Origin of the sequence: Pseudomonas sp. URMO17WK12:I12, from assembly GCF_000514395.1 — a bacterium.
In the GTDB taxonomy this organism is placed as follows: Bacteria; Pseudomonadota; Gammaproteobacteria; order Pseudomonadales; family Pseudomonadaceae; genus Aquipseudomonas; species Aquipseudomonas mucoides.
Map to the genome: position 1 here is coordinate 240,387 of NZ_AZVV01000013.1, position 22,550 is coordinate 262,936.

17 protein-coding genes are annotated in these 22,550 nt (G+C 59.0%); 7 read left to right on the forward strand and 10 right to left on the reverse strand.

The features are described 5' to 3' along the window. Positions 1-4: 4 nt before the first annotated feature. Together D882_RS0119655 and D882_RS0119660 are read right to left on the reverse strand one after the other, a co-directional pair. Entirely contained in the window at positions 5-1,279 is a 1,275-nt protein-coding gene (locus D882_RS0119655; protein WP_027924812.1) for a glucarate dehydratase family protein, read from the reverse strand. Continuing rightward, positions 1,276-2,673: an MFS transporter gene (locus D882_RS0119660; protein ID WP_027924813.1), complete on the reverse strand. Its 1,398-nt coding sequence runs from the start codon at positions 2,671-2,673 to the stop codon at positions 1,276-1,278. Before D882_RS0119660 ends, D882_RS0119655 begins: the two co-directional genes overlap by 4 nt. A 106-nt stretch (positions 2,674-2,779) precedes the next feature. On the opposite strand from D882_RS0119660, the gene D882_RS0119665 reads away from it, so the two are divergent. After that, positions 2,780-3,682 carry a LysR substrate-binding domain-containing protein gene (locus D882_RS0119665; protein WP_027924814.1) on the forward strand — a complete coding sequence of 301 codons (903 nt, stop codon included), beginning with the start codon at positions 2,780-2,782 and terminating at the stop codon, positions 3,680-3,682. Positions 3,683-3,746: 64 nt separating this feature from the next. Here the strand turns inward: D882_RS0119665 and D882_RS0119670 are convergent, their stop codons facing one another. Both D882_RS0119670 and D882_RS0119675 read right to left on the reverse strand, forming a co-directional pair. Beyond that, positions 3,747-4,139 (reverse strand): DUF6124 family protein, encoded by a 393-nt coding sequence (locus tag D882_RS0119670; RefSeq protein WP_027924815.1) that lies wholly within the window; start codon positions 4,137-4,139, stop codon positions 3,747-3,749. A 457-nt stretch (positions 4,140-4,596) separates the two neighbouring features. Next, on the reverse strand, positions 4,597-5,034 hold the full coding sequence (locus tag D882_RS0119675; protein WP_027924816.1) for a DUF6130 family protein: 438 nt from the start codon (positions 5,032-5,034) through the stop codon (positions 4,597-4,599). A gap of 187 nt (positions 5,035-5,221) precedes the next feature. On the opposite strand from D882_RS0119675, the gene D882_RS0119680 reads away from it, so the two are divergent. The 3 genes from D882_RS0119680 to D882_RS0119690 all read left to right on the forward strand — a co-directional run bounded on the left by D882_RS0119680 (position 5,222) and on the right by D882_RS0119690 (position 9,209). Further along, positions 5,222-6,727, forward strand: coding sequence for a PLP-dependent aminotransferase family protein (locus D882_RS0119680; RefSeq protein ID WP_027924817.1), 1,506 nt, complete (start codon positions 5,222-5,224; stop codon positions 6,725-6,727). Positions 6,728-6,839: 112 nt separating this feature from the next. After that, complete coding sequence (locus tag D882_RS0119685; protein WP_027924818.1) at positions 6,840-7,910, forward strand: sugar phosphate isomerase/epimerase; 1,071 nt, start codon at positions 6,840-6,842, stop codon at positions 7,908-7,910. A 33-nt stretch (positions 7,911-7,943) separates the two neighbouring features. After that, positions 7,944-9,209, forward strand: coding sequence for a nitrate/nitrite transporter (locus tag D882_RS0119690; RefSeq protein WP_027924819.1), 1,266 nt, complete (start codon positions 7,944-7,946; stop codon positions 9,207-9,209). Between the two features lie 54 nt (positions 9,210-9,263). Here the strand turns inward: D882_RS0119690 and D882_RS0119695 are convergent, their stop codons facing one another. From D882_RS0119695 to D882_RS01000000131270, 3 genes are all read right to left on the reverse strand, one after another. Then, positions 9,264-11,264 (reverse strand): U32 family peptidase, encoded by a 2,001-nt coding sequence (locus tag D882_RS0119695; protein ID WP_027924820.1) that lies wholly within the window; start codon positions 11,262-11,264, stop codon positions 9,264-9,266. 153 nt (positions 11,265-11,417) lie between these two features. Then, a complete protein-coding gene (locus tag D882_RS0119700; RefSeq protein WP_027924821.1) occupies positions 11,418-12,899 on the reverse strand; it encodes a DUF1254 domain-containing protein in 1,482 nt (493 codons plus the stop codon). Between the two features lie 119 nt (positions 12,900-13,018). Next, the gene (locus D882_RS01000000131270; RefSeq protein ID WP_032833610.1) at positions 13,019-14,143 is read right to left on the reverse strand and encodes an MFS transporter; all 1,125 of its coding nucleotides are present in this window, start codon (positions 14,141-14,143) and stop codon (positions 13,019-13,021) included. A gap of 195 nt (positions 14,144-14,338) precedes the next feature. On the opposite strand from D882_RS01000000131270, the gene D882_RS0119710 reads away from it, so the two are divergent. After that, positions 14,339-15,232 (forward strand): LysR family transcriptional regulator, encoded by an 894-nt coding sequence (locus D882_RS0119710; protein ID WP_027924822.1) that lies wholly within the window; start codon positions 14,339-14,341, stop codon positions 15,230-15,232. Positions 15,233-15,450: 218 nt separating this feature from the next. Further along, a complete protein-coding gene (locus D882_RS0119715; protein ID WP_027924823.1) occupies positions 15,451-17,682 on the forward strand; it encodes a bifunctional diguanylate cyclase/phosphodiesterase in 2,232 nt (743 codons plus the stop codon). A 154-nt stretch (positions 17,683-17,836) separates the two neighbouring features. Here D882_RS0119715 and D882_RS0119720 read toward each other — a convergent pair whose 3' ends face one another. Beyond that, a complete protein-coding gene (locus D882_RS0119720; RefSeq protein ID WP_027924824.1) occupies positions 17,837-18,559 on the reverse strand; it encodes an SDR family oxidoreductase in 723 nt (240 codons plus the stop codon). Between the two features lie 561 nt (positions 18,560-19,120). Here D882_RS0119720 and D882_RS0119725 point away from each other — a divergent pair. Continuing rightward, entirely contained in the window at positions 19,121-20,065 is a 945-nt protein-coding gene (locus tag D882_RS0119725) for a GlxA family transcriptional regulator (protein ID WP_027924825.1), read from the forward strand. Between the two features lie 87 nt (positions 20,066-20,152). Here the strand turns inward: D882_RS0119725 and D882_RS0119730 are convergent, their stop codons facing one another. Together D882_RS0119730 and D882_RS0119735 are read right to left on the reverse strand one after the other, a co-directional pair. Next, positions 20,153-21,364, reverse strand: coding sequence for an MFS transporter (locus D882_RS0119730; protein ID WP_027924826.1), 1,212 nt, complete (start codon positions 21,362-21,364; stop codon positions 20,153-20,155). A gap of 45 nt (positions 21,365-21,409) precedes the next feature. Beyond that, positions 21,410-22,519: an alkene reductase gene (locus D882_RS0119735; RefSeq protein ID WP_027924827.1), complete on the reverse strand. Its 1,110-nt coding sequence runs from the start codon at positions 22,517-22,519 to the stop codon at positions 21,410-21,412. Positions 22,520-22,550: the final 31 nt, after the last annotated feature.

The following is a 22,550-nucleotide window of genomic DNA, read 5'->3' on the forward strand; positions in this document are numbered from 1 at the left end:
CGTCTCAAAAACGCGGCTTGACGGTTTTCCACTCGGGCTTGTAACGCTGCATCTGTTTCACATCATCGCGCTGGCGAATGCCGCACGTCAGGTATTGGTCATGCAGCTTGCCGAGTTGATCGTGATCCAGCTCCAGGCCCAACCCCGGTGCACGAGTAATTTTCACGCAGCCATCGACGATCGGCAGCTTGCCGCCCTTGATCACCTCTTCGTCCGGCTCCTGCCACGGGTAGTGCGTGTCGCAGGCGTAATCGAGATTCGGCACCGACGCGGCGACATGGGCCATCGCCATCAGGCTGATGCCCAAGTGCGAGTTGGAGTGCATGGACACGCCCAGGCCAAAGGTCTGGCACATTTTCGCCAGCGCCTGGGTGTCGCGCAGGCCGCCCCAATAGTGATGATCGGCGAGGACGATCTGCACGCTGTTCAAGGCCACACTGCGGCGGAACTCATCGAAATCAGTCACCACCATGTTGGTCGCCAGCGGCAGGCCGGTGCGTTTGTGCAGTTCGGACATCCCCTCCAGGCCTGGCGTCGGGTCTTCGTAATATTGCAGGTCGTCACCCAGCAGTTCGGCCATGCGAATCGACGTTTCCAGGGACCAGTTAGCGTTCGGATCGATCCGTAGCGGGTAACCCGGAAAGGCCTTTTTCAGCGCCTTGATGCACGCCACTTCATGCTCCGGTTCCAGCGCGCCGGCCTTGAGCTTGATGCTCTTGAAACCATAGGTCTCGATCATGCGCCGAGCCTGGGCGACGATCTGCTCTTCGTTCAGCGCTTCACCCCAACTGTCGGGCTTGTAGGGGGAATCGATGTGCTGGGCGTACTTGAAAAACAGGTAGGCGCTGAACGGAATCTCGTCGCGGATCGCACCGCCCAGCAAGTCCACCAATGGCACGTTCAGCGAGTGCGCCTGCAAATCCAGGAACGCCACTTCGAACGCCGAGTAGGCATTGCTCACCGCTTTGCTGGCGTGAGAGCCGGGCGCCAGTTCGGCGCCGGCGATGCTCGCGGGTTTGTTCGCCGCCACGGTGGCCTGCACGATGGCGCGCAGCTGATTGAGGTTGAACGGGTCGAGGCCGATCAGCTTGTCTTGCAATTGCTGCTGGATCGCCAGCGCCGGCGCGTCGCCGTAACTCTCCCCCAAGCCGATGTAGCCATTGTCGCTCTCGATCTCGATGATCGAGCGCAGCGCGAACGGTTCGTGGATACCGCTGGCATTGAGCAGCGGCGGATCACGGAAAGCGATGGGGGTGACGGTGACTCGTGTGATTTTCAAGAGGCTGCTCCCTTTGGATCTGGTTTCAAAGCGGTGTGACTGACAGTGGGTTGTGGCAAGGCGGTCGTGGCGGGTTTACCGGTCAGCGCGCGCAAGGCGTTGCCACGGGGTGCGGTGCGTGCGAAAAAGATCACCACGGCGGCGACCAGTGAGGTGGCGGCCAGGCCGTAGAGCCCGCCCTCGATTGAGCCGGTTTTTTGTTCGAGAAAACCGAATGCCGTCGGCGCCACGAAACCGCCCAGGTTGCCGATGGAATTGATCAGGGCGATCACCGCGGCGGCGATGCGCGCATCCAGATAGCCTTGCGGAATCGGCCAGAACAACGCCGAGGCCGCCTTGAAACCAATGGCCGCAAAACAGATGGCGACGAAGGCGAAGATCGGTCCGCCGGTGGTCGACATGAACATGCCGAACGCCGCAATCACCAGCGTCAACGCCACCCAGGCTTGCTGGTGTTTCCATTTGTTGGCCATGGCGGCGAAGCCATACATCGCGACGATGGAAATCAGCCACGGAATCGAGTTGAACAGGCCGACCTGGAAGTCGCCCAGATTGCCCATTTTCTTGATCATGCTCGGCAGCCAGAACGTGGCGCCATAGATGGTCAGGGCAATGGAAAAGTAGATAAAACAGAACAGCGCGATTTGCTTGTCGGCCAGCAGTTTGAACATCGACGGCTTGATTGTCTGCGCGGCTTCGCGAGCCTGCTGCTCCAGCGCGATGGCGCCCACCAGCGCGTCCTTCTCTTCGGCGCTCAGCCACTTGGCTTCACGCGGATGGGATTGCAGCCAGAACCAGACAAAACCGCACAGGACGATGGAGGCGAAACCTTCAATCAGGAACATCCACTGCCAGCCATGCAGGCTGAAACCGCTGACGTTCAGCAGCGCACCGGACACCGGGCCGGAGATGACCGACGCAATGGCCGAACCACTGAGAAAAATCGCCATGGCCTTGCCCCGTTCCGTCGACGGCAGCCACTGGGTGAAGTAGTAAATGATGCCCGGGAAAAAACCCGCTTCGGCCGCGCCGAGAATGAAACGCAGCACATAAAAACTGGTTTCGCCGCGCACGAAGGCCATGGCCATGGCGGCGGCGCCCCAGGTGAACATGATGCGCGTCAGCCACGCGCGAGCACCGTAGCGTTGCAGCAACAGGTTGGAGGGCACTTCGAAGATCGCGTAACCAATGAAGAACAGCCCGGCGCCCAGGCCATAGGCTGCGGCGCCGATGCCCAGGTCGGTTTCCATGTGGCTGCGCACGAAGCCGATATTGACCCGATCGATGTAGTTGACGATGAACATCACCACAAACAGCGGCAGCACGTGGCGTTTCACCTTGGCCGCGGCGCGGGCGAGCACACTCGGGTCTGGCGGATTCTGGAGGGTATTCAAGAGGCAACTCCCGATCATTGTTTTTTTAGGGACGAGCCGATCATGGACGCGGCAATTGATCCCGTCTAATCTAACTTGGCATTCGATTGATACCTGGATTAGATCAATGTTCGAACTGACTCAACTGCGCTGCTTCACCACAGTGGCCACCGAACTCAACTTTCGGCGCGCCGCCGAACGCCTGAACATGACGCAACCGCCGCTCAGTCGACAGATCCAGTTGTTGGAGCACCATCTGGGTGTCGAGCTGTTCACCCGCACCACCCGCAGCGTCGCCCTCACCGCCGCCGGTCGTGCCTTCTTCATCGAAGCGCAGAACCTGCTGGAGCGCGCCCAGCAAGCCGCCGTCACCGCCCGGCGTTTTGCCGAAGGCGACATCGGCTCGGTCAACATCAGCTTCGTCGGGAGCGCGGTGTACGAATTCCTGCCCAAGGTCATCGCCGAAGCACGGCTCAAACAGCCCCACGTCAAAATCGACCTGTCGGAAATGAACACCTACCAACAGCACGAAGCCCTTCGCGCTCGGCGGATCGATCTGGGCATCGTCCGCGCGCCCTTGCTGGAACCGGGCTACGCCACCGAGTGCCTGGTGCGTGAGCCGTTCGTGCTCGCCGTCCCCAGTCGCCACCCGCTGGCGACTGCCGACACCGTGTCCGTCCAGGACCTCGACGCGCAACCGTTCCTGATGTACTCCCACGCCGCCTACCCGCCCTTCAACGAACTGCTGACCGGCATGCTGCGCTCCGCCCGCGTGGCCCCGGAATACGTGCAATGGCTCGGTTCGTCACTGACGATTCTGGCGCTGGTCAACGCCGGAATGGGCCTGGCCCTGGTCCCGCGTTGCGCCACCAGCGTGGTGTTCAAGAACGTGGTGTTCCGGGATATCGATCTGGGGGAAGGCGTGCAGAGTGAGCTGCATCTGATCTGGCGCGAGAACAATGACAACCCGGCGTTTGCGATGTTGCTGGAGGGGATCAGGAAGGCTGTGAGGGAGGGATGGGGCGTGTGAAAGCATCGATCAAACGATGAATACCTGTGGCAAGGGGGCTTGCCCCCCTCACCACAATCAGCGGTTACACGGAGGGCTCAACCTTATCCAGCACCCGGTTCGCCGTGATCTCCGCCACCATGATGCTGTTGGAAATACCCAGCAAGGCGTAGCGCGACTCACCCTCCAGGTGATCCACCAATTGATGGACCATCACATCGACCGACGCCAACGTTTCGACCAAAAACACGGCCAGGGTTTCGGTCGTGGCCGCCGGGTCCACGGAAAACAGCGTACTGCGCGTGCGCTGGGTGGCTTTGATGTCCGCGTTTGACGGGAAGTGAAAATTGAGCGCGCGCTCGGCGGCGGCGTGGAGTTTTTTGGAGTCGAGGGTTTCGTATGGGGATGCGGGGTCGGTATCTGGTGGGTCGGTTTCTGGCGATTCGGTTTCTGGTGGATTGGGCGTTACTTTGAACATTGGCTCTAACCTCATAAGAGTGAGGCTGCAACCCGCTCGCGACTAAACGATAGGGAGGCAGCTGTGCACAGGTTAGTCGACCGATGAGCCAAGAAATCGGCGCGCCGAAGCGCCCTGCGCACAACCGCCATCAAGTGCAGGCATGGGATACCTGGCTGATAGGGACACTGTGCGTCTTGACATCAACGGGCGACTAAACCCGATCACTGATGGGCAGTGACGGGAATCAAATTACCGAGGGAGCCCAAGGCGCACAAGCCGGCGGATTCTGGCGTAGCCGTAGGCAACGGCGCAAGGTTTTGTAGCTTTCAGGACGTAACCTGGAGGGCGTTTAAACACGCGCTTTCAAAAGTTGTTGAATGAGCCGACACGTAGTTCCTAAAGACTCCTGTCGTGGGAATGATCAATAACCTGTGGCGAGGGGGACGGCTTTATTGTTCCTGCCGTCTGAAGCCGTTCACTTCTGCGGAACGACAAAACTCACTTCCGTATGGGTGAGAATCTTGTGAGTCGGATCCGCCACTTCAAGCAGCACCTTATGCGTGCCGGGCGTCAGCCCAACCACGATAATCGGATCTTCACTGGTGTGCGCCCATGTCCCTTTCCAGTCGTCGACGGTCACATGCAGGTGAGCGAGACGGGGTGATACGTCAGCAGCCGTTTTGCCAAACACCGGCATGATCCTGGCGTGTTCTATTTGATACTGGATGATGACAACCCCGCGGGCGAGCGGCTCGGCAAGCGGCGGATAGGCGATGAGCGTGGGCACCGCCTCGGATTCCAGCGGGAGGATTGCCGGTGGCTGCTGGGGGGCTGCAATGCCTTGACCGCTTGCGGCGATGTAAAGAAAGAATCCCGACGCAACGGCCAAGGCATTTCTGAGCGCGACGGGCATGATTGTTCTCCCGTGAGATAACTTAAGGCTAGATCAAACTTGGCAGTTGTCGATATGGCACAGAACGTGCCGCATCCGCTCGAACGCCGCACACCCTCAACGCCCGATGGATGACTTATCGAGTATCGCTCGATACCCTACCTCCCCGTTCCCAGTCCCACGCCCCTTTCACCCAGGCGAGCATGTCATGAAATCCCCCGCAGGTTTGCTGCTGTCGGCTATCGAACTGGACCGTGCCAGCGCCATTCCCCTGTACCGCCAACTGTATCTGCAAATTCGCAAACAGATACTCAACGGCAGAATCCAGGGGGGCGTGCGCCTGCCGTCTACGCGGACCTTGAGCCAGGAATTGGGGCTGTCGCGGATCACCATTCTCAATGCGTTCGATCAGTTGATTGCCGAAGGTTTTCTGGCCTCGCGCACCGGTGCCGGTACGTACGTCGGCACGGAGTGGGAAAACCGGGGGATCGAGGACGAGCAAACGTCCCAGCCACCGCGCCTGTCGGACCTGAGCCAGTCAATGCTGTCGCTGCGCAGCGATCATTTTCGCGGGGTGTCCTATACCGACTGGGACCCTGCGACCCCGACCTCTTTCCTGCCCAGCCACAGCACCTATGAAGCCTTCCCGCAGGCGATCTGGCGGCGCCTGATGAACCGTCATCTGCTCAAGCCCACCAAGGCCATTCTGGGTTATGGCGAATTGCAAGGCTTGCAGGCGTTTCGCGCGGCGATTGCCGAATACGTTTTCGATGCGCGGGGCATCGACTGCGATGCCGGGCAAGTGGTGATCGTTTCCGGCGCGCAGCAAGCGTTCAACCTGCTGGGCATGTTGCTGCTCAATCCGCAGGACAGCGTCTGGATGGAAGATCCGGGGCACATCGCCGCGCGCATTGCGTTGCAGGCCCAAGGGGCACAGGTGATTCCCTTGCGTATCGATGAACAGGGGATCGACGTCCAGCAAGGCCTGGCCGAGTGCCCTGATGCCCGCCTGGTGTTTTGTACGCCGTCGCGCCAGCACCCGTTGGGTGTCACCCTCAGTTATGCGCGGCGCCAGGCGCTGATCGACTGGGCGGCGCAGCATCAGAGCTGGATCATCGAGGACGATTGCGACAGTGAGTTTCGCTACAGTGGCCGCCTCCTGCCGGCGCTGTATGCCATGGACCAGATGGCCCGGGTGATCTACGTCGGTACGTTCAGCAAAGTGCTCTTCCCGTCACTGCGACTGGGTTACGTGATTCTGCCGCAGGCACTGGTCGAACCCTTTTGCACGTTGCGTGCGGTGATGGATCGCAGCCCGCCCACCCTGCTTCAGGCGACGACAGCAGACTTCATGGGCGAAGGCCACTTTCTGGGGCACATCCGCCGCATGCGTGCGCTGTACAAGACGCGCCAGCAGGCCTTGATCGGAGAGCTTGAAAAGCAGATTGGCAGCTTTTTCAGGATCACCCCGGCGGACGCCGGCATGCACCTGATCGCCTGGCTACCCGCCGAACTCAGTGACATCGAAGTTGCCCGGCAACTGGCCCAGCGCAACATCCACACCTACGCCTTGAGCGACTACCGCATCCAGCATGCCCTGCCGCCGGCGCTGTTGATCGGCTTTGCCGGCACACCCGAACACCAGGCCCGGGAGCGTGTCGAGGCGCTGGCCCAAGCCTTGCGCGCATTGGGTTATCTGCCGCCGACCACTTGAGGCGAGGCAAGTGGTCTTATCAAATAACTGATAGTGGATCTATCGAGAGTTCCTGACTGGCGCGATAAAGGCTGCGCCGGCAGACCCGGTGTCTGAACCAGGAACGACTCTAATGAACAATAAGATCCAGGAACGATTCAACGCCTTGCTGAGCCATAAAGTGGTCGAAGACGGGGCTGTCCCCGTGCTCACGGATGCACTGGCCCGGCGGTTGCTTGAGCGTCTGGGGCAATTGCGTCTGTTTGCCCACGCCTACCCGCTACTGACCAACCTCACCCACGGCCGTGTGACCCCGGCCGACCTGCTGGACTTCGCCTATCGCCACGAGCTGCAAGGCCTGAGCCTGCACTTGCTCGACGGCGAGGAAAACAGCCTGAGCCAGATGTCACCCGTGCAACTCCAGGCGTTTGCCGCCAAGGCCAAGGCGCTGGGGCTGGATGTGCACCTGGAAATCAGCAGCACGCGGAAAAAGGATGTCGACCAGGTGATCGCCATCGCCAGGGCGCTGGGGGTGCGCAACATCCGTGTTTACTCGCGTTACGAGGGCACGCTGTCACAGGTCATGGACATCATCGAAACCGACCTGCAGTACCTCGCGCAGCAAGCCGATGAACACGACCTGTTCTTTGACTTCGAGCAGCATGAAGAACTCAAGAGCGACGAAATCGCGCAACTGCTCAATCGCCTCAACCACCCTCGCCTGCATGCCCTGTTCGACTTCGGCAACATGATCAATGCCTGCGAACAGCCTTTGCAGGCCCTGCGCAACCTGGGGCCGCACATCCGCCAGACGCACATGAAAGGCGTGCGCATCGTCCCCGAACACAACGGTTTCGGCCATTACGGCGTCTTGCAAGGCAGCGACGAAGACGATCTGCCCAGCGCCCGCCTGCTGTTCGAATTGTTGATGCTGGGCGAAGCCACCCCACAGGTGATCGCCTTCATTCTCGAGCAGGAAAACCACTACGTGGCCCCCGCCTTCCGCCAGAGCATCGAGGCCGCTGATCCGTTCATTGCTTACCGGGAGATGAGCGAAACGCCGCTCCCGAACGGCTTCTCGCTGGAGCAAATGCTGGCCGATGAACACCGCTGGGCGAACAACCAGGTCGCCTATGTCCGTAGCCTGCTGGCCGAACTGCGCACCTTGGCCGAACTGACCCTGGCCAGCCCTTCCAACGCCTGACCCTGACGACCCGATTACGCCCGGAGAACAATAATGACAACTCAAAACAAGGCCAAATGGCTCCGATTCCTGATCCTCATCCTCGGGGGCGGCACCATCTACAAACTGGCCAATCTCAAGGACGCCTTTTACGTGCCCATGCAGGAATTCATGGGGTTGAGCCACACTGAAATCGGCATGCTGCTCAGTGCCAACGCGATCATCGCCACTGCGCTGTTTGTGCTGGGCGGCCTGCTCGCCGATCGCTACGACACGCGCAAGCTGATCCCCCTCGGCCTGATCGGCACCGGTGGCCTGGGGTTGTACCTGGCGACCTTTCCGCCCTTCAGCAATTTACTGATCGTGTTCAGTCTGTTAGCCGTGTGCGCCGACTGCCTGTTCTGGCCATCGCTGCTCAAAGCCATCCGCAACCTGGGTGACGATCAGGAGCAAGGCCGGTTGTTCGGCCTGCTCGAAGGCGGGCGTGGCGTGGTGGATACACTGGTGGCGTTTTCGGCGCTGGGCGTGTTCGTCGCCATGGGTTCGGGCGAAACCGGCCTGAAGTCGGCGATCCTGTTCTACTCGGTCATCGACATTTTGGCCGGCACCCTGACCTGGTTCCTGCTCAAGAGCGGCAACGCGCAGTCGGTGGCCAAGCCCAAGAATGGCCTGGCGAACCTGATGGAAGCGATCAAGGTTCCAGGCATCTGGCTGGTCAGCCTCAACGTGTTCATGGTCTACATCGTCTATTGCGGCCTGACCTATTTCATTCCCTACCTCAAGGAAATGTACGGGTTGCCCGTGGCATTGGTGGGCGCCTACGGCATCATCAACCAGTACTTCCTGAAGATCCTCGGCGGACCTGCCGGCGGTTTTATTGCCGACAAGCAATTCAAGAGCACCAGTCGCTACCTGAAGTGGGCATTCCTGGCGCTGTTGCCGCTGATGGGCGTAATTATGTTGATTCCGAAAAGCCCGGGCTTCATCTATGCGGGCATGGCTGCCACCCTGTCCTTCGCCTTGATCGTGTTCTCCATGCGCGGGGTGTTCTGGGCGCCCATGGGTGAAGTCGGCATTCCCCAACACATCACCGGCTCGGCCTTCGGCATCGGTTGCCTGATCGGCTATGCGCCCGGCATGTTTGCCTACGTCATCTACGGCGCGATCCTCGATCATTTCCCCGGTGAACAGGGTTACAACTATGTCTTCACCTTGATGAGCCTGCTGGCCGTCGTGGGCTTCATGGTGTCGAGCCTGCTTTATCAAGCGGTGCGCAAAAAATCCGTGACCACTGACGGCATGAGTGCGGCGCAAGCCTGATCGTCGAGTGCAGAGGTCATCGGCATTGACGATGACCTCTGCCTCGCCCGTCACTCAATGCGGCGCGCGAGGAATCGTCTTCAGCAAGTCTTCAGGGCTGATGTAACCCACCACCGGCTCTGAACCACTGCCCGGCAGTGGCAGGTCAAGGATGTGGCCCTTGATCTTGCCGATGACGTGCATTTCGCAAGGCTTGCAGTCGAACTTCAGGGTCAGCACTTCGTCACCGTGCACCAGTTGCATTGGCGCGACTTTGGTGCGCACACCGGTCACGCCTTTGGCTTGCTTGGGGCACAGATTGAAAGAGAACCGCAGGCAGTGCTTGGTGATCATCACTGGCACTTCCCCGGTTTCTTCATGAGCCTCAAACGCCGCGTCGATCAGCTTGACGCCGTGGCGGTGATAGAAGTCCCGGGCCTTCTGGTTGTAGACGTTGGCCAGGAACGACAGGTGCGACTCCGGATACACCGGCGGCGGCGTGGTTTCGGCCTTGCGGTGACCTCGCGGGTGGGCGAGCAGCCGGGCCGCGGTCAATGCCTCGATCACTTCGCGACGCAAGGCTTTGAGCTGCGAGTTGGGAATGAAGAACGCCTGGGGTGCATCCAGCTCAATGGCAGTGGCGTGGTAGTCCGTGGTGCCCAATTGACCGAGCAGGTCGCGCAGTTGCTCCAGGGCCTGCTCCGGCTTGTTGGCCAGACCGAACGGACCGTCCAGCGACAGGCTCGCGCTGACGCCCTCCTCGCTCGTGGCGGTCAATTGCAGGCGCTGTTCATCCAGACGGGCCACCCAACTCAAACCGATACGGCGTTCGGCGGAAGTCTTCTGCAAGGCTTGCTGCCAGTTATGGTCAAGGTTGCGGCTCAGTGGATGGTTGGGCCGCAGCTTGAACATCCCGTCTGGCATCTCGTTGGGTTCGACCCGGTAGCGATAGCGCTTCTGGCCGTCTTCGAGGAATTCACCCTTGGGCTCGGCGATGTTGGCGCGGAAACCCACCACCTCGCGTTTGATCTGCACATTAAGGCCGTCGCCATTGGACAGCGGCTCGAAGGTCACCACCTGCAAATCACGCTTGCCGACCTTCTCCACCACGCCCACCGACAAGCCCGTGAAGGTCGGCGAGTCGAAGGCGCCGATGTCGATCTTGCGATCAGTGACGAAGTAATCGGTGCTGCCACGGTGGAAGGTCTTGTCCGGGTCGGGCACGAAGAAGTGCGCGGTGCGGCCGCTGGAGGCCCGCGCCAGGTCCGGGCGGTCTTCCAGCACGTCGTCCAGACGCTGACGGTAATAGGCCGTGATGTTCTTCACATAGCCCATGTCCTTGTAGCGCCCTTCGATCTTGAACGAGCGAACCCCGGCTTCGACCAACGCCCGGATGTTGGCGCTCTGATTGTTGTCTTTCATCGACAGCAGGTGTTTTTCGTAGGCGACGACGCGGCCCTGATCGTCCTTGAGGGTATAAGGCAAACGACAGGCCTGGGAGCAGTCGCCCCGGTTGGCACTACGACCGTTCTGGGCGTGGGAAATATTGCACTGCCCGGAGAACGCCACGCACAACGCGCCGTGGATGAAGAATTCGATCGCGGCATCGGTCTCGTCGGCGATGGCGCGAATTTCTTGCAGGTTCAGCTCGCGGGCCAATACCAGTTGGGAGAAACCCGCCTGGTCCAGAAACTTCGCCCGTGCCAGCGTGCGGATGTCGGTCTGGGTGCTGGCGTGCAGCTCGATCGGCGGGATATCCAGCTCCATCACCCCCAGATCCTGAACGATCAACGCGTCGACGCCGGCATCGTACAACTGGTGGATCAGCTTGCGCGCCGGCTCCAGTTCGTTGTCATGCAGGATCGTGTTGATCGTGGTGAACACGCGGGCGTGATAGCGACGGGCGAACTCCACGAGTTGCGCAATATCGCTGACTTCGTTGCAGGCATTGTGCCGGGCGCCGAAGCTCGGGCCACCGATGTACACGGCGTCGGCGCCATGCAGGATGGCCTCGCGAGCGATGCTCACGTCACGGGCGGGGCTGAGCAATTCCAGGTGATGTTTGGGAAGAGACATATTTTTTATCTGGTTATCACGGTAGGTGCGCATTGTAGCGGGCAAAAACGAGATGGGCACGTGGGGCGACGGAATGAGGGTTGTTGCACACCTGCACAGCAAAAGCAGCACTTGCCGACACCCACTTGCAGCGAGTGTCAGCAAGGGGTCGCACTACTTCGATACCACCACCGCCGGTGGCTGCCAGCTGCCTTCGCCAGGGGGAAGAATCGAAGGCGGTGCGGTCTTCGGCCAGTAGAGACGCATCACCAGATAGACCGTGTCGTCAGGTGCCGGCAGCCAGTTGGCTTCCTTGGCCTTGCCGGGGGAGTCCTTCTGGATGTAAATCGTCAGTGAGCCATCCGTGTTTTTCTTCATGGCCGACAGCATCGGCGAATTGATCAGGTAACGGTTGAGCGGATTCTTGATCAGCAGTTGGCTCTTGCCGTCGTACAGGGTCACCGACCAAAAGGCATTGACCGGCGGCAGCTTGCCGGCCGGGAAGGTAAGCGTGTAGTTGCGCTTGCTGGTATCCAGCGTCTGGCCGTTGCCGTCGGTGCGGGTATAGGGGTACATCGCCTCAACGGCGTCATTGCCGTAAAGGCCGCCCTTCGCGGCACCGGCACGCATCAGCCAGTCGGCCTTGTAGAACGCCTGGTCGCCGAAGAACGCACCGACGTTCCAGCCATTGATGTTTTTCATGCCGCTCGAGAGAAACTGGTCCACCTTCTCATCGCCGGCCTTCATTCCCAGCAAGACTACCGCTTTGTGTTCGAGCGAGAGGTCTTTGAATTCGAAGCGCCGGCCGGGGCCTACGCCGATGCTGGCCAGCTTCGCCCGGATCTGCTTGTCGTCAGCCGATGGCGGCACATACTCCAACGCGGCCGACAGGTACTCGAAGAAATTGTCCTTGATCCCCGCCGTGGTGGCCGGCACGAAATCAATCTTCGGGGCCGCGGGCGGCGCTGGTTGATGGAGGAAGGCTGAAAGCGGCTGGACCTTGTAACCCGCCTGAACCTTCTCGACATTGGGCATGTCGGCTGGATTGAACAACTGGGTCCGGATCAACGTCAGGGCAAAGGGGGTCGTGGAGGTGAACACTTTATCGATGCCAGGCGGTGTCGCCCCTTTCCAGTCAGGGCCTGCAATCAGATAGCTCCCGGGCGCGCTGGCCGTTGCCCGGCTGCCGATGTAGCCGAAGTTATAGGTGTTGCCGTCGATCAGCTGCACCGAGTAATAGCGCTTTTTGGAGACTGCCGGCACGGTGATCACCAGAGGCTCGGCACGCAGGTCGGTCCAAAGTATCGAGTATGGAGTGTCGCTGTTTGGCGTAATGACGGCAGTGTCAGCGGGCGTCGCGACCCGATGTTCGTTATACAGTCGGTTGAAGGGCGCCTTGAACTGGCTGGACTTGGGGTCCACCGCGAACTCGTTCATCACGGCGTAGTTCATCACCAGCGGCAGGCCGTAGATAAAGCCTTCCTCGGCGATAGCCTTCGTCTGTTCGAGGCTCGGCGCGGGTACGCCCTTGGCCACATCAGCCTTGTCTGCCTGTGTGATCGGATCGTTCTTGCTCGCACATCCCGTGAAAAGCGTTGAACCCACCACGACAAGTGCCGCAACTAATGTCCAGCCCCGGTTAAACGTCCTGTTCATGTCCACCTCGTTTGTTCTGAGCAAGTTGGCACCACGCCAGTCTGACGACTGAATGCCTGCAAGAACCCTAGGCACAGGGTTCCGGCTCGTCAAACGGACAAGGACAATTTTGAGTTTCATCACTGATTGACGGTGCTTCGCGATGTGAACAAGGCCATCACTGCCGCGAGCACCAGCAAGATAGCGCTGGCGAGAAAGGTCATGCGATAGCCGCTCCCGTCGAACAACAGCCCGCCGAGGGTAGAGCCCAGGGCAATGGATAGCTGAATGACCGCCACCATCAGGCCGCCACCGGCTTCAGCATCCTTGGGCAACGCCTTGGCCAACCACGACCACCACCCCACAGGTGCCGCCGTCGCGATCAGGCCCCACAGCCCCAGTAATACAAAAGCAGCCACGACGCCACCGCCAAGGACAATCAAGGACAGTGCAATGGCGGCCATTAAGAGTGGAATGCTGACCAGGACGCGGTACAGGCCGGTTTTCAGGAAACTGCCGATCAGAAGGGTCCCGACAAAACCCGCCACGCCGATGACCAGCAGGATCATCGACAACAGGGAGACCTCTACACCCGTGACGGTCTCCAGAAACGGGCGCAGATAGGTGAACAATACAAACTGCCCCATGAAGAAAATGCCCACGCTCAACATGCCGAAACGGACCAATCGGCTCTTCAACAATCGAAAGACATTGCCCGTGCCCGCTTTACGCGGCGCCGCCGTCATGGCTGGCAGGCTGATCCACTGCCAGATCAATGCGATGATCGCTACCGGAATCAGGCAGAGAAAAGCACCCCGCCAACCGATGACACTCCCCAGATAGCTTCCCAGTGGGGCGGCCACTACGGTTGCCAGCGCATTGCCGCCGTTGAAGACTGCCAGCGCCTTGGGAACGCTATGGGACGGTACCAGGCGCATGGCCATTGCCGCCGACATCGACCAGAACCCGCCGATCACCACGCCGATCAGCGCACGCCCCATCATGTACACCGTATAGTTTGGCGCCAGACCAACCACCAGCCCCGACACGCACATAATCCCGGTCAGTAGCAGCAACAGCGTCTTGCGGTCCATTGCGCCCGCAAGCCTGGAAATCGAAAGGCTTGTCAGCACCGCGAAAGCGCCGGAGATGGCAATCCCATACCCGGCCAGTCCTTCACTGATGTGCAGATCCGACGCAATCGGCGTGAGTAAACTGACAGGCATGAACTCGGAGGCGATCAGCGCGAATACGCACAGTGTCATCGCAAAGATGCCACTCCAGTAAGCCGGCCGTTCCCCAGTTCCCGGCGTGCCGAGGGCATCACCTGTCGGGGTGTCGAATACAGGTGTCTCGCTCATCCTCAGTACTCCGTTCCAGATAGGTGACAGAGCTTGACGGATTCGAGATACCTTGATTAGTAGGTGTAATCTTCATGTGCTTTTGAGAAAAACTCAGCAATGGCCCATACCAAAGTCAACGATCTCCAAGCTTTTCTGGCAGTGGCACGCGATCAAAGCTTCACCAAAGCCGCAGCCAAACTGGGCATTACGCCTTCTGCACTGAGTCATACGATCCGGGCACTTGAACAAAGACTGGGAATACGTCTGCTCGCCCGCACGACACGCAATGTGTCGCCGACAGAGGCAGGCGAGCGATTGATGCGCTCGATCGCCCCGCTTTTTGATCAAATCGCTGTTGAGATCGAAGCCTTGAGCGAATTACGGGACAAGCCCAGTGGCACGATTCGTATTTCCTGCACTGACGATCAGATTGAGTTGTGCATTCGGCCGATGCTTGCAGGCTTCTTGAAGAATTACCCGGATATCACCCTGGAGTTCTACGTCGACTATGGATTCACCAACGTGGTCGAGGAACGCTTCGATGCCGGCATTCGCCTGGGCGAATCGATCAGCAAGGACATGATCGCCGTTCGCATAGGACCGGATTGGCGGTTGGCGGTGGTGGGCTCTCCAGCCTATTTCGAACACAACCCGGCACCCACAACCCCCTATGAACTGACCGGGCATGACTGCGTGAATATCCGACACAGGCCATCAGGGGCGATTTACGCCTGGGAGTTTGAACGAGATGGCCGGGCGTTTACGGTCAAGGCAGATGGGCCACTGGTTTTCAACAGCATCATGCATGTTCTCAATGCCGCCGTTGATGGCATTGGTCTGGCCTATGTACCCGAGGAATTGGTCGCACCGTATCTGGCCGACGGCCGCCTCAAAGAAGTCCTGGCCGACTGGTGCCCCGAGTTTCAGGGTTACCACTTGTATTACCCCAACAGACGCCAGACCTCTCCCGCCTTTTCTGCATTGGTGGAGGCGCTGAAATATAGAAGCTGAGTGTTCTGTATTCGACGCGCTGCAACATCTGTTACAGCTCTAAATCAGCCAAACGGAGCCAATCTGATACGGTTTTTTATTGTGGATCTGAGTCTGTTCTGTGGCTGGGTCGGTGTTCTATAAAGAGCGGGATCGGAGTGCGAGCGGACTGCACCCGACCGCCCACTTTTCCAGACTCTTTGAAGATCGGATGGTCTCGGCAGTCCTCAGGAACCATCATGAATACCCTCTGCACGAGCTTTCACAGCGTGGCTCTCCCCGAGTCGCAGCGTGACATTCTCGGCATGATCGCGACCAATCATCCACTGGGCGACGTTCTGGCCGCCATCTGCCTGATGCTCGACGCACAAGAGCCTGACACGCGTTGTTCGATACTGCTCACCGATGCTCAGGGCAAGCATCTGCTGAACGGTGCGGCGCCTGGCCTACCGCCTGAATACAGTCAGGCCATCCATGGCATGCCCATCGGTCCACAGGAAGGGACCTGCGGCACCGCAGCATTCCGGCGCGAATTGGTGGTCACCGTAGACATTGCCCTGGATCCGAGCTGGGAGCGTTTCCGGAGTCTGGCGCTGGGGCACAATCTGCGCTCCTGCTGGTCGTTGCCGTTATTCTCGCATCAGGGCTGTGTGGTGGGGACGTTTGCGCTGTACCAGGATCGGGCCAATGGACCGAATGAGGCGCAGATTCAACGGCTGACCTGTGCGGCGCAGCTGGCGGCCATTGCGATCCGCCATGAGCGTGACGGCCACCGTCTGGAGGAAAGCGAACAACGTTTTCGTTCATTGTTTACCTACAACCCCAACCCGGTGTTCGCCCTCGATCTGGCTGGCAATATCCAGAGTGTGAATCCAGCAGGCCTGAAGCTGAAACCGCACACTGCAACCGACTTCATCGGTCATCATTTTTCCCACCTGGTGCTCGAAGAAGACCTGGAACGGGTCAGTCGGCATTTTTCCGCTGCCCGCACCGGCGAGCCGCAACGCTTCGAGGCACGGGTTCGCGACGAGAATGAAAACCTGTTGACCATGGACATCTCTAACCTGCCGATCATGGTCAACGGAAAGATCGTCGGGGTATTTGGCATTGCCCGGGACATCAGCGAGCAGAAGCATTACGAGCGCCAATTGAGCTTCAACGCCAGCCATGACCGGCTAACCGGTTTGCTTAACCGTGTTTCGCTTGAAGACCGGCTTATTCTGGATTGTCACATCAGTCGTCGGCGTAAGCGTCGTCTGGCGGTGATGTGCATTGATCTGGATGGATTCAAATCCATCAACGATTCGATCGGACACTGCTTCGGCGATCAGGTGCTGATTGAAGTGGCGCAGCGCATGACCCAACAGGTTCGTCCCGGGGATACCATCGTGCGCATGGGCGGTGACGAATTTATCGTCTTGCTGCCAGATCTGCTTCGGGATGAGGACGTTGTACCGGTGGCCGAGCGATTGATGGCCAGCATTGCCAGACCCTACTGCCTCCAGGGCATTGACCTGCACGTGAGTGCAAGTATCGGCATCACCCTGAGTGATGGTGACATCGAGCAGCCGATGCAGCTGATCCAGCAAGCTGACATGGCCATGTACAAAGCCAAGCAGCAAGGGCGCAACAACTTCCAGTGGTACACCAGCGATCTCAATCAACGTGTTTGCGAGCACGCAAGCCTGCGCAATGACCTGCAAAAGGCGATCGAAACTCAGTCGTTTGAACTGCATTATCAACCGCAGATAGACGCGCGCACCGGTCGGGTAGTCGGGATCGAGGCGTTGCTGCGTTGGGAACATCCGGAGAAAGGCTTTATCTCTCCAGCGGTGTTTGTGCCGGTGGCAGAAGACAGTGGTCAAATCATCCCACTGAGCCTTTGGGTCCTCGATACGGCTTGCGCGCAGCTGCGCCAGCTAGGCGATCAGGGCCTCACAGGCATCTCGATGGCCGTGAATATTTCGCCGATGCATTTCCAGCGCGGCCAGTTCGTTGAGTGTATCCAGACAGTGCTGAGCAAGCACGGAGTTAGCGCCGGGCAGTTGGAACTGGAGATTACCGAGTCGCTCTTGCTGCATAACGTTGAACAGGCCATCGATACGTTACACCGGCTCAAAGCCTTGGGTGTACGCATTGCGCTCGATGATTTCGGCACCGGCTTTTCAAGCCTCAGCTACCTCAAGCGTTTGCCCATCGACAAGATCAAGATTGACCGCTCGTTCATCCAGGATATCGCCACCGACCATCACGATGCCGCCATCACCCAAGGCATTATTTCCATGGCCCATCACCTCAGCCTGACAGTGGTCGCCGAAGGCGTGGAAACGGCGTCTCAGGTGAATTTCCTGAAGGGCAGTCGCTGCGACATTTTTCAGGGCTATTACTTTGCCAAACCGATGCCATACGAGGCACTTGAGATGTTCTTGGGCATCGATATCCGCGGGAGCAATACCACGCAGGCCGGATGAACAGGACTCCCTGGTGATCGCTGGGCTAGCCGACTGAAAACCGTAATCGTCCTTGTCGGCGGCTGAACTAAAACGGGCTGGATATCCGCTCTATCCGGACGAGGATGCCTGCAATCACTTAGGGGGGAGACACGCATTCGCTGCCCGCCACGGGTCAATGGAGCAGACGTGCAGGTGAAACGATATTGGGGCCCCCTGCTACCCGGCTGAGCAATTCCAGCCGGGCAACCTCAAATGTATTCCATACCTCCCGATCGGCAACACTGGGTAGCGAGATGGCTTCTCCAGAATCAAAATCCTCTAGCGCGGCATCCACAATGGCCACTGCGCTTTGATATCGGGTCTGCTGTGAACCGGCATACAAAATTGCTTGAACACGTACTGCGACTTTATTGAAACGCTGGCGCAGCGCGTGGGATAGCGAGAGCAAAAAAGCGCTACTCGCCGACTCAATGGCAGCACCGGAACTCGTCTCGAACACGGGCACCAGATTGATAACCGTTCCGGCGCCCCTCTTTACGAAACCATTTGCCAATGCGTAAGACAAGCGTACGGGAGCAGTGATCCCCAAGGCGATTGTGGCCCCTATCTCATCTTCCTCAGGGATATCGTGATGGTTGATGAGCAATGTGATACTGGCGTCCTGGCTTAACAAGGCCTCAATGCGGACAACTTCGGCGGACACAGCCAAATCGGCATTCAGCACTTCAACCGATCGTCCGCTGGAGTCAGTGAGCGCTGCAGCGAGCGTCATTAATTGCGGCCGATCCACGGCAATTAAAATCAAGTCGTAGCCCCGCTGAGTCAGTCGGTGGGCGAACGCTGTGCCTATCGCGGTACCAGCGCCGGTTATAACTGCCGTGCCTTTATGAGTCATGCGGTTTGCTCCAAAGGCGGGTGCATGAAATAGGACCAGAGTAGTGAACGCCCGTATGTCGGTAAAGGCCGTAAAACCATCATTTCCGGCCTCGTGTTGGTCAAGTTTATGGGCGGAAATATTGGTATTCCGACCTGTTGACGGAGTGCAAGCTGCTTAATCTGTCTTCACTGAGTCGGGCCGTAAGACGCCGCTACCGACACCACCGACAGCCGCAGCATCAACTTGATGACCATTGCCGATGATGATCAATACGGTGACCACCCCAGCGCACTGGAATCTACAGCCAGTCAACAGATGGTCATCCGGTTGCGGTAATGCGTGCCAGCGTGGAGCCTGGCGATCTGGAGTTCGTAGTGCAGCTCAATGAGGCACTGGCTGCGGGTTGAAGTTTCTCGTGCCTCAGTATCGGCCTTACCGAATTTACCCGGCAAAAAACGCTAACCCCCTCGAAATCGCGGTTCTGCTTGCAGTCCGGCGATTTTCGCGCATGATTACGTTTCGCATGTCACCAGACATCATGCGTCAAGCCACTGATCAACTGGGCGAACGGGAGTCTTTATGCAAAGTGTTGCGTTGATCGTACGGCCCGATTTTCAGGTTATGAGCCTTGCTGCGCTTTCAGCTTTCGAGTTTGCCAACCTGGCCGCGGGCGAAAAACTCTATGACATCAGCGTGCTATCCGAGCAGGGTGGATTGGTCGCCAGCTCCCTGTTCACCTCGGTTGATACTCAGCAGTTCAACAAGACAGATTTCGATACCGTCTTGATCAGCGGTGCAATGGATCGCAGTTCGGCGTCGAACGGTATTCACTCCTTTCTGGTTGAAGCCAATGCCGATTCACGGCGGGTAGGCGCTTTGTGCGTCGGCGCTTTCGCGCTTGCCGAGTCCGGGTTGCTCGATGGGCGTCGAGCCACAGTGCACTGGGCTCGCGCCAAGGAAATGCGCGATAGATTTCCCGCAATTAAGGTAGAAGAAGATCGCATCTTCATCATCGATGGCAAGATCTGGACCTCGGCGGGCATGACCGCTGCGCTCGATTTAACCATCGGTATGGTCGAGAAGGATTACGGTGCCGCACTGGCCCGGACTGTCTCTCAGCGGCTGGTGCTTTACCATCGCCGCGCGGGTGGGCAGTCCCAGCATTCGGCGATGCTGGAACTGAGTCCGAGCTCCGACCGGATTCAGCAGTCGCTGGACTTCGCTCGAAAAAACCTGCGCCGCGACCTTTCCGTAGAAGACCTTGCGGATGCGGCTTGCCTGAGTCCTCGGCAATTCAGTCGAAGCTTTCGCGAGCAGACCGGAAGCTCACCCGCCAAGGCCATCGAAAATCTACGTCTGGAGGCCGCACGATTGATGATCGAACAAGGGCGTCTAACGCTTGAAGCGGTGGCCTCGGAGACCGGCTTTGGCGACCGTGAGCGTATGCGCCGGGCCTTCCTGCGCGTATATGGTCAATCCCCGCAATCGTTGCGCCGGACCTTCGGTTCTAACGCTGACGTATAAGCTTCTATCTTTTCGCAGCAGAATAACGGCGGCCATTGGCCGCCGTTATTCATTCTTGGAACGCTACTTTTTGAGCGTACAGATTATTTAATTTGAAGGTTGAAGTTGCGGTGCAGGTCGACGACCGGATATGTAGGCCAAGATCAAGGCTGTCGCTGTGCAGAGGGCGCTGACAAAGCCAAGGTTGGCCAACGAGCTGTAGTGCAATGTCAGGGAGCCAAGACCCGCACCCAGTGAGAAACCGAGGTACATGAAGGAGGCGTTGAGCGACAACACCACCGGCGCGCTCGCAACACCAGCCACGCCGACCAGCGTGGTTTGCTGGGCAGGATAAAAAGCCCAGTGAGCCACGCCCCACGCAGCGATGGCGAGGACTATCGGCACAACTACGAACTGTCTATCGATAAAGTGTGGCGCCAGCGACAGGACGACGAACGCCGTAGTGGATGTCGCCAACGCTGGCAGGATCACTGCGCGCGGACCTTTGCGGTCTACCGTTCGGCCGCTGATGGCCAGGCCGATTGCGGCTGAAACACCCCAGCCAAATAGCACGAAGCCTATCGCGGGGCCATTTATGAAGGTGGTGGCTTCCAAAAGCGGCGCGAGGTAGGTGTAAGTGGTGTAACTCGCCATCGCCCACAACGTAGTGATCAGCAGTGTATGCAAAACCGCAGGCTGAGCCGCAGTTGAAATGCGCTGGCGCAGGCTGGCGGTAGCGAGTCCGGTTCCTATCTCGCGTGGAAGCCCTATCAGCAAACCGGCGACGGCCAACGCGGCAATGATCGCGACGCTGCCGAACGTGGCGCGCCAACCCATTGCCGCCCCCAGCACGGTGCCCGCCGGAACACCCAGGGCAATGGCGAGCGACAGGCCACCGTTGACGATAGCGATGGCGCGGCCACGCTGTTCGGGCGGCACGACCACGCTGGCCAGTGCGTTCGCACCGGGTACATACACTGCCGCCGCGAGCGCCAGCACCAGTCTCGCGGCCATCAACGACCAATAGCCACTGGCCGTGAAGGCCAGCAGATTGGCCACCGCAAATAACGCCATGGCACCGATCAGCAGCCTGCGCCGGTTCAGGTTCCCGGTCAGCGCAGCCAGCACTGGAGAGCTCAGTGCATAGGCCAGAGCAAATACCGTGACCAACTGGCCCGCCGTGGCAACGCTGACGTCAAGATCCTTGGCCATGCCGGGAAGCAGGCCCGCGATCATGAAGCTTTCGGTACCGACGGCAAACGTGCCTAAGGCCAGCCAATACAGCGGCCGGTTGCTTTTGATGAATTGGGTTGAGTTCATGGTGTTCCAGCTGTGGAAATGTGAGTTAAGCCACCCGGGTCTCAATCAAGCCGTGACTAGTGTCGGATAGTCCGTGTAGCCCACTTCGGTGCCGCCGTAGAAAGTGTTGCGGTCGTACGCGTTCAATTCAGCACCGGATTTGAAACGAGCGGCCAGGTCCGGGTTGGCAATGAACATCCGCCCGTAAGCGATGGCATCGGCATCCCCGGCAGCAATCGCTTCGCTGCCACTCTGCGCGGTGTAGCCTCCCGCCGAGATCACCGGTCCTTTAAAAAGACGGCGGAATAATCGAGCGTTGTTGGCGACATCCAAACTCAGGTCATCACCCAGGCCTACCGAAGAAGCGCGAGGCTCGATCAAGTGCAGATAGGCGATGCCACGCTCGCTCAATGCCTGGATGACATAGCTGAACAGGTCCGTGGGGTTGCTTTCTTTCATGTCATTGAAATTGCCCGACGGCGACAGACGTACACCCACTTTGTCCGCGCCGATGGTGTGGGCAATCGCATCGACCACATTCAGAAGCAGGCGAGCGCGGCCTGCTATCGAACCGCCGTAGGCATCTTCACGCAGGTTACTGTTGTCCTGAAGAAATTGGTCGAGCAGGTATCCGTTGGCACTGTGAATTTCAACCCCATCAAAACCTGCGGCCATCGCATTTTCAGCGGCCTGACGAAAGTCATTGACGATGCCGGGCAGTTCATCGATATCCAGAGCACGCGGGATTTCGAAAGGTACCAGTGAAAATTCGGGTGTGAACGCCTGGCCGTCGACCGGAGCCAATGCAGATGGCGCCACCGGCAAAGCGCCCTCGGGGCTATAGGATGAATGTGAAGTCCGCCCGCCATGCACGATTTGCGCAATGATGCGCCCGCCTTGAGCATGTACTGCCTTGGTCACTGCGTACCATCCGGCCACTTGCTCGGCCGAGTACAGCCCCGGCATATTTGGGTAACCCATGCCCTGCACACTGACGCCCGTGGCTTCGGTAATGATTAACGCGGCTGAAGCACGTTGAGCGTAGTACTCGGCGCTCAGGGCGGTAGGTACGCCACCGGCAGCTGAACGCATGCGCGTCAGGGGGGCCATGACGATGCGATGAGGCAGTTCCAGCGACCCCAATCGCAGGGGGGCATAAAGATTTTCGATGGACATGAGCAAGTACTCCGCAATAACTGAAGTCAAA

Coding starts and splice junctions, on each gene's coding strand:
- D882_RS0119665 (WP_027924814.1), top strand. CDS start 2,780: ATGTTCGAACTGACTCAACTGCGCTGCTTCACCACAGTGGCCACCGAA.
- D882_RS0119670 (WP_027924815.1), bottom strand. CDS start 4,139: ATGTTCAAAGTAACGCCCAATCCACCAGAAACCGAATCGCCAGAAACC.
- D882_RS0119675 (WP_027924816.1), bottom strand. CDS start 5,034: ATGCCCGTCGCGCTCAGAAATGCCTTGGCCGTTGCGTCGGGATTCTTT.
- D882_RS0119680 (WP_027924817.1), top strand. CDS start 5,222: ATGAAATCCCCCGCAGGTTTGCTGCTGTCGGCTATCGAACTGGACCGT.
- D882_RS0119685 (WP_027924818.1), top strand. CDS start 6,840: ATGAACAATAAGATCCAGGAACGATTCAACGCCTTGCTGAGCCATAAA.
- D882_RS0119690 (WP_027924819.1), top strand. CDS start 7,944: ATGACAACTCAAAACAAGGCCAAATGGCTCCGATTCCTGATCCTCATC.
- D882_RS0119695 (WP_027924820.1), bottom strand. CDS start 11,264: ATGTCTCTTCCCAAACATCACCTGGAATTGCTCAGCCCCGCCCGTGAC.
- D882_RS0119700 (WP_027924821.1), bottom strand. CDS start 12,899: ATGAACAGGACGTTTAACCGGGGCTGGACATTAGTTGCGGCACTTGTC.
- D882_RS01000000131270 (WP_032833610.1), bottom strand. CDS start 14,143: ATGACACTGTGCGTATTCGCGCTGATCGCCTCCGAGTTCATGCCTGTC.
- D882_RS0119710 (WP_027924822.1), top strand. CDS start 14,339: ATGGCCCATACCAAAGTCAACGATCTCCAAGCTTTTCTGGCAGTGGCA.
- D882_RS0119715 (WP_027924823.1), top strand. CDS start 15,451: ATGAATACCCTCTGCACGAGCTTTCACAGCGTGGCTCTCCCCGAGTCG.
- D882_RS0119720 (WP_027924824.1), bottom strand. CDS start 18,559: ATGACTCATAAAGGCACGGCAGTTATAACCGGCGCTGGTACCGCGATA.
- D882_RS0119725 (WP_027924825.1), top strand. CDS start 19,121: ATGCAAAGTGTTGCGTTGATCGTACGGCCCGATTTTCAGGTTATGAGC.
- D882_RS0119730 (WP_027924826.1), bottom strand. CDS start 21,364: ATGAACTCAACCCAATTCATCAAAAGCAACCGGCCGCTGTATTGGCTG.
- D882_RS0119735 (WP_027924827.1), bottom strand. CDS start 22,519: ATGTCCATCGAAAATCTTTATGCCCCCCTGCGATTGGGGTCGCTGGAA.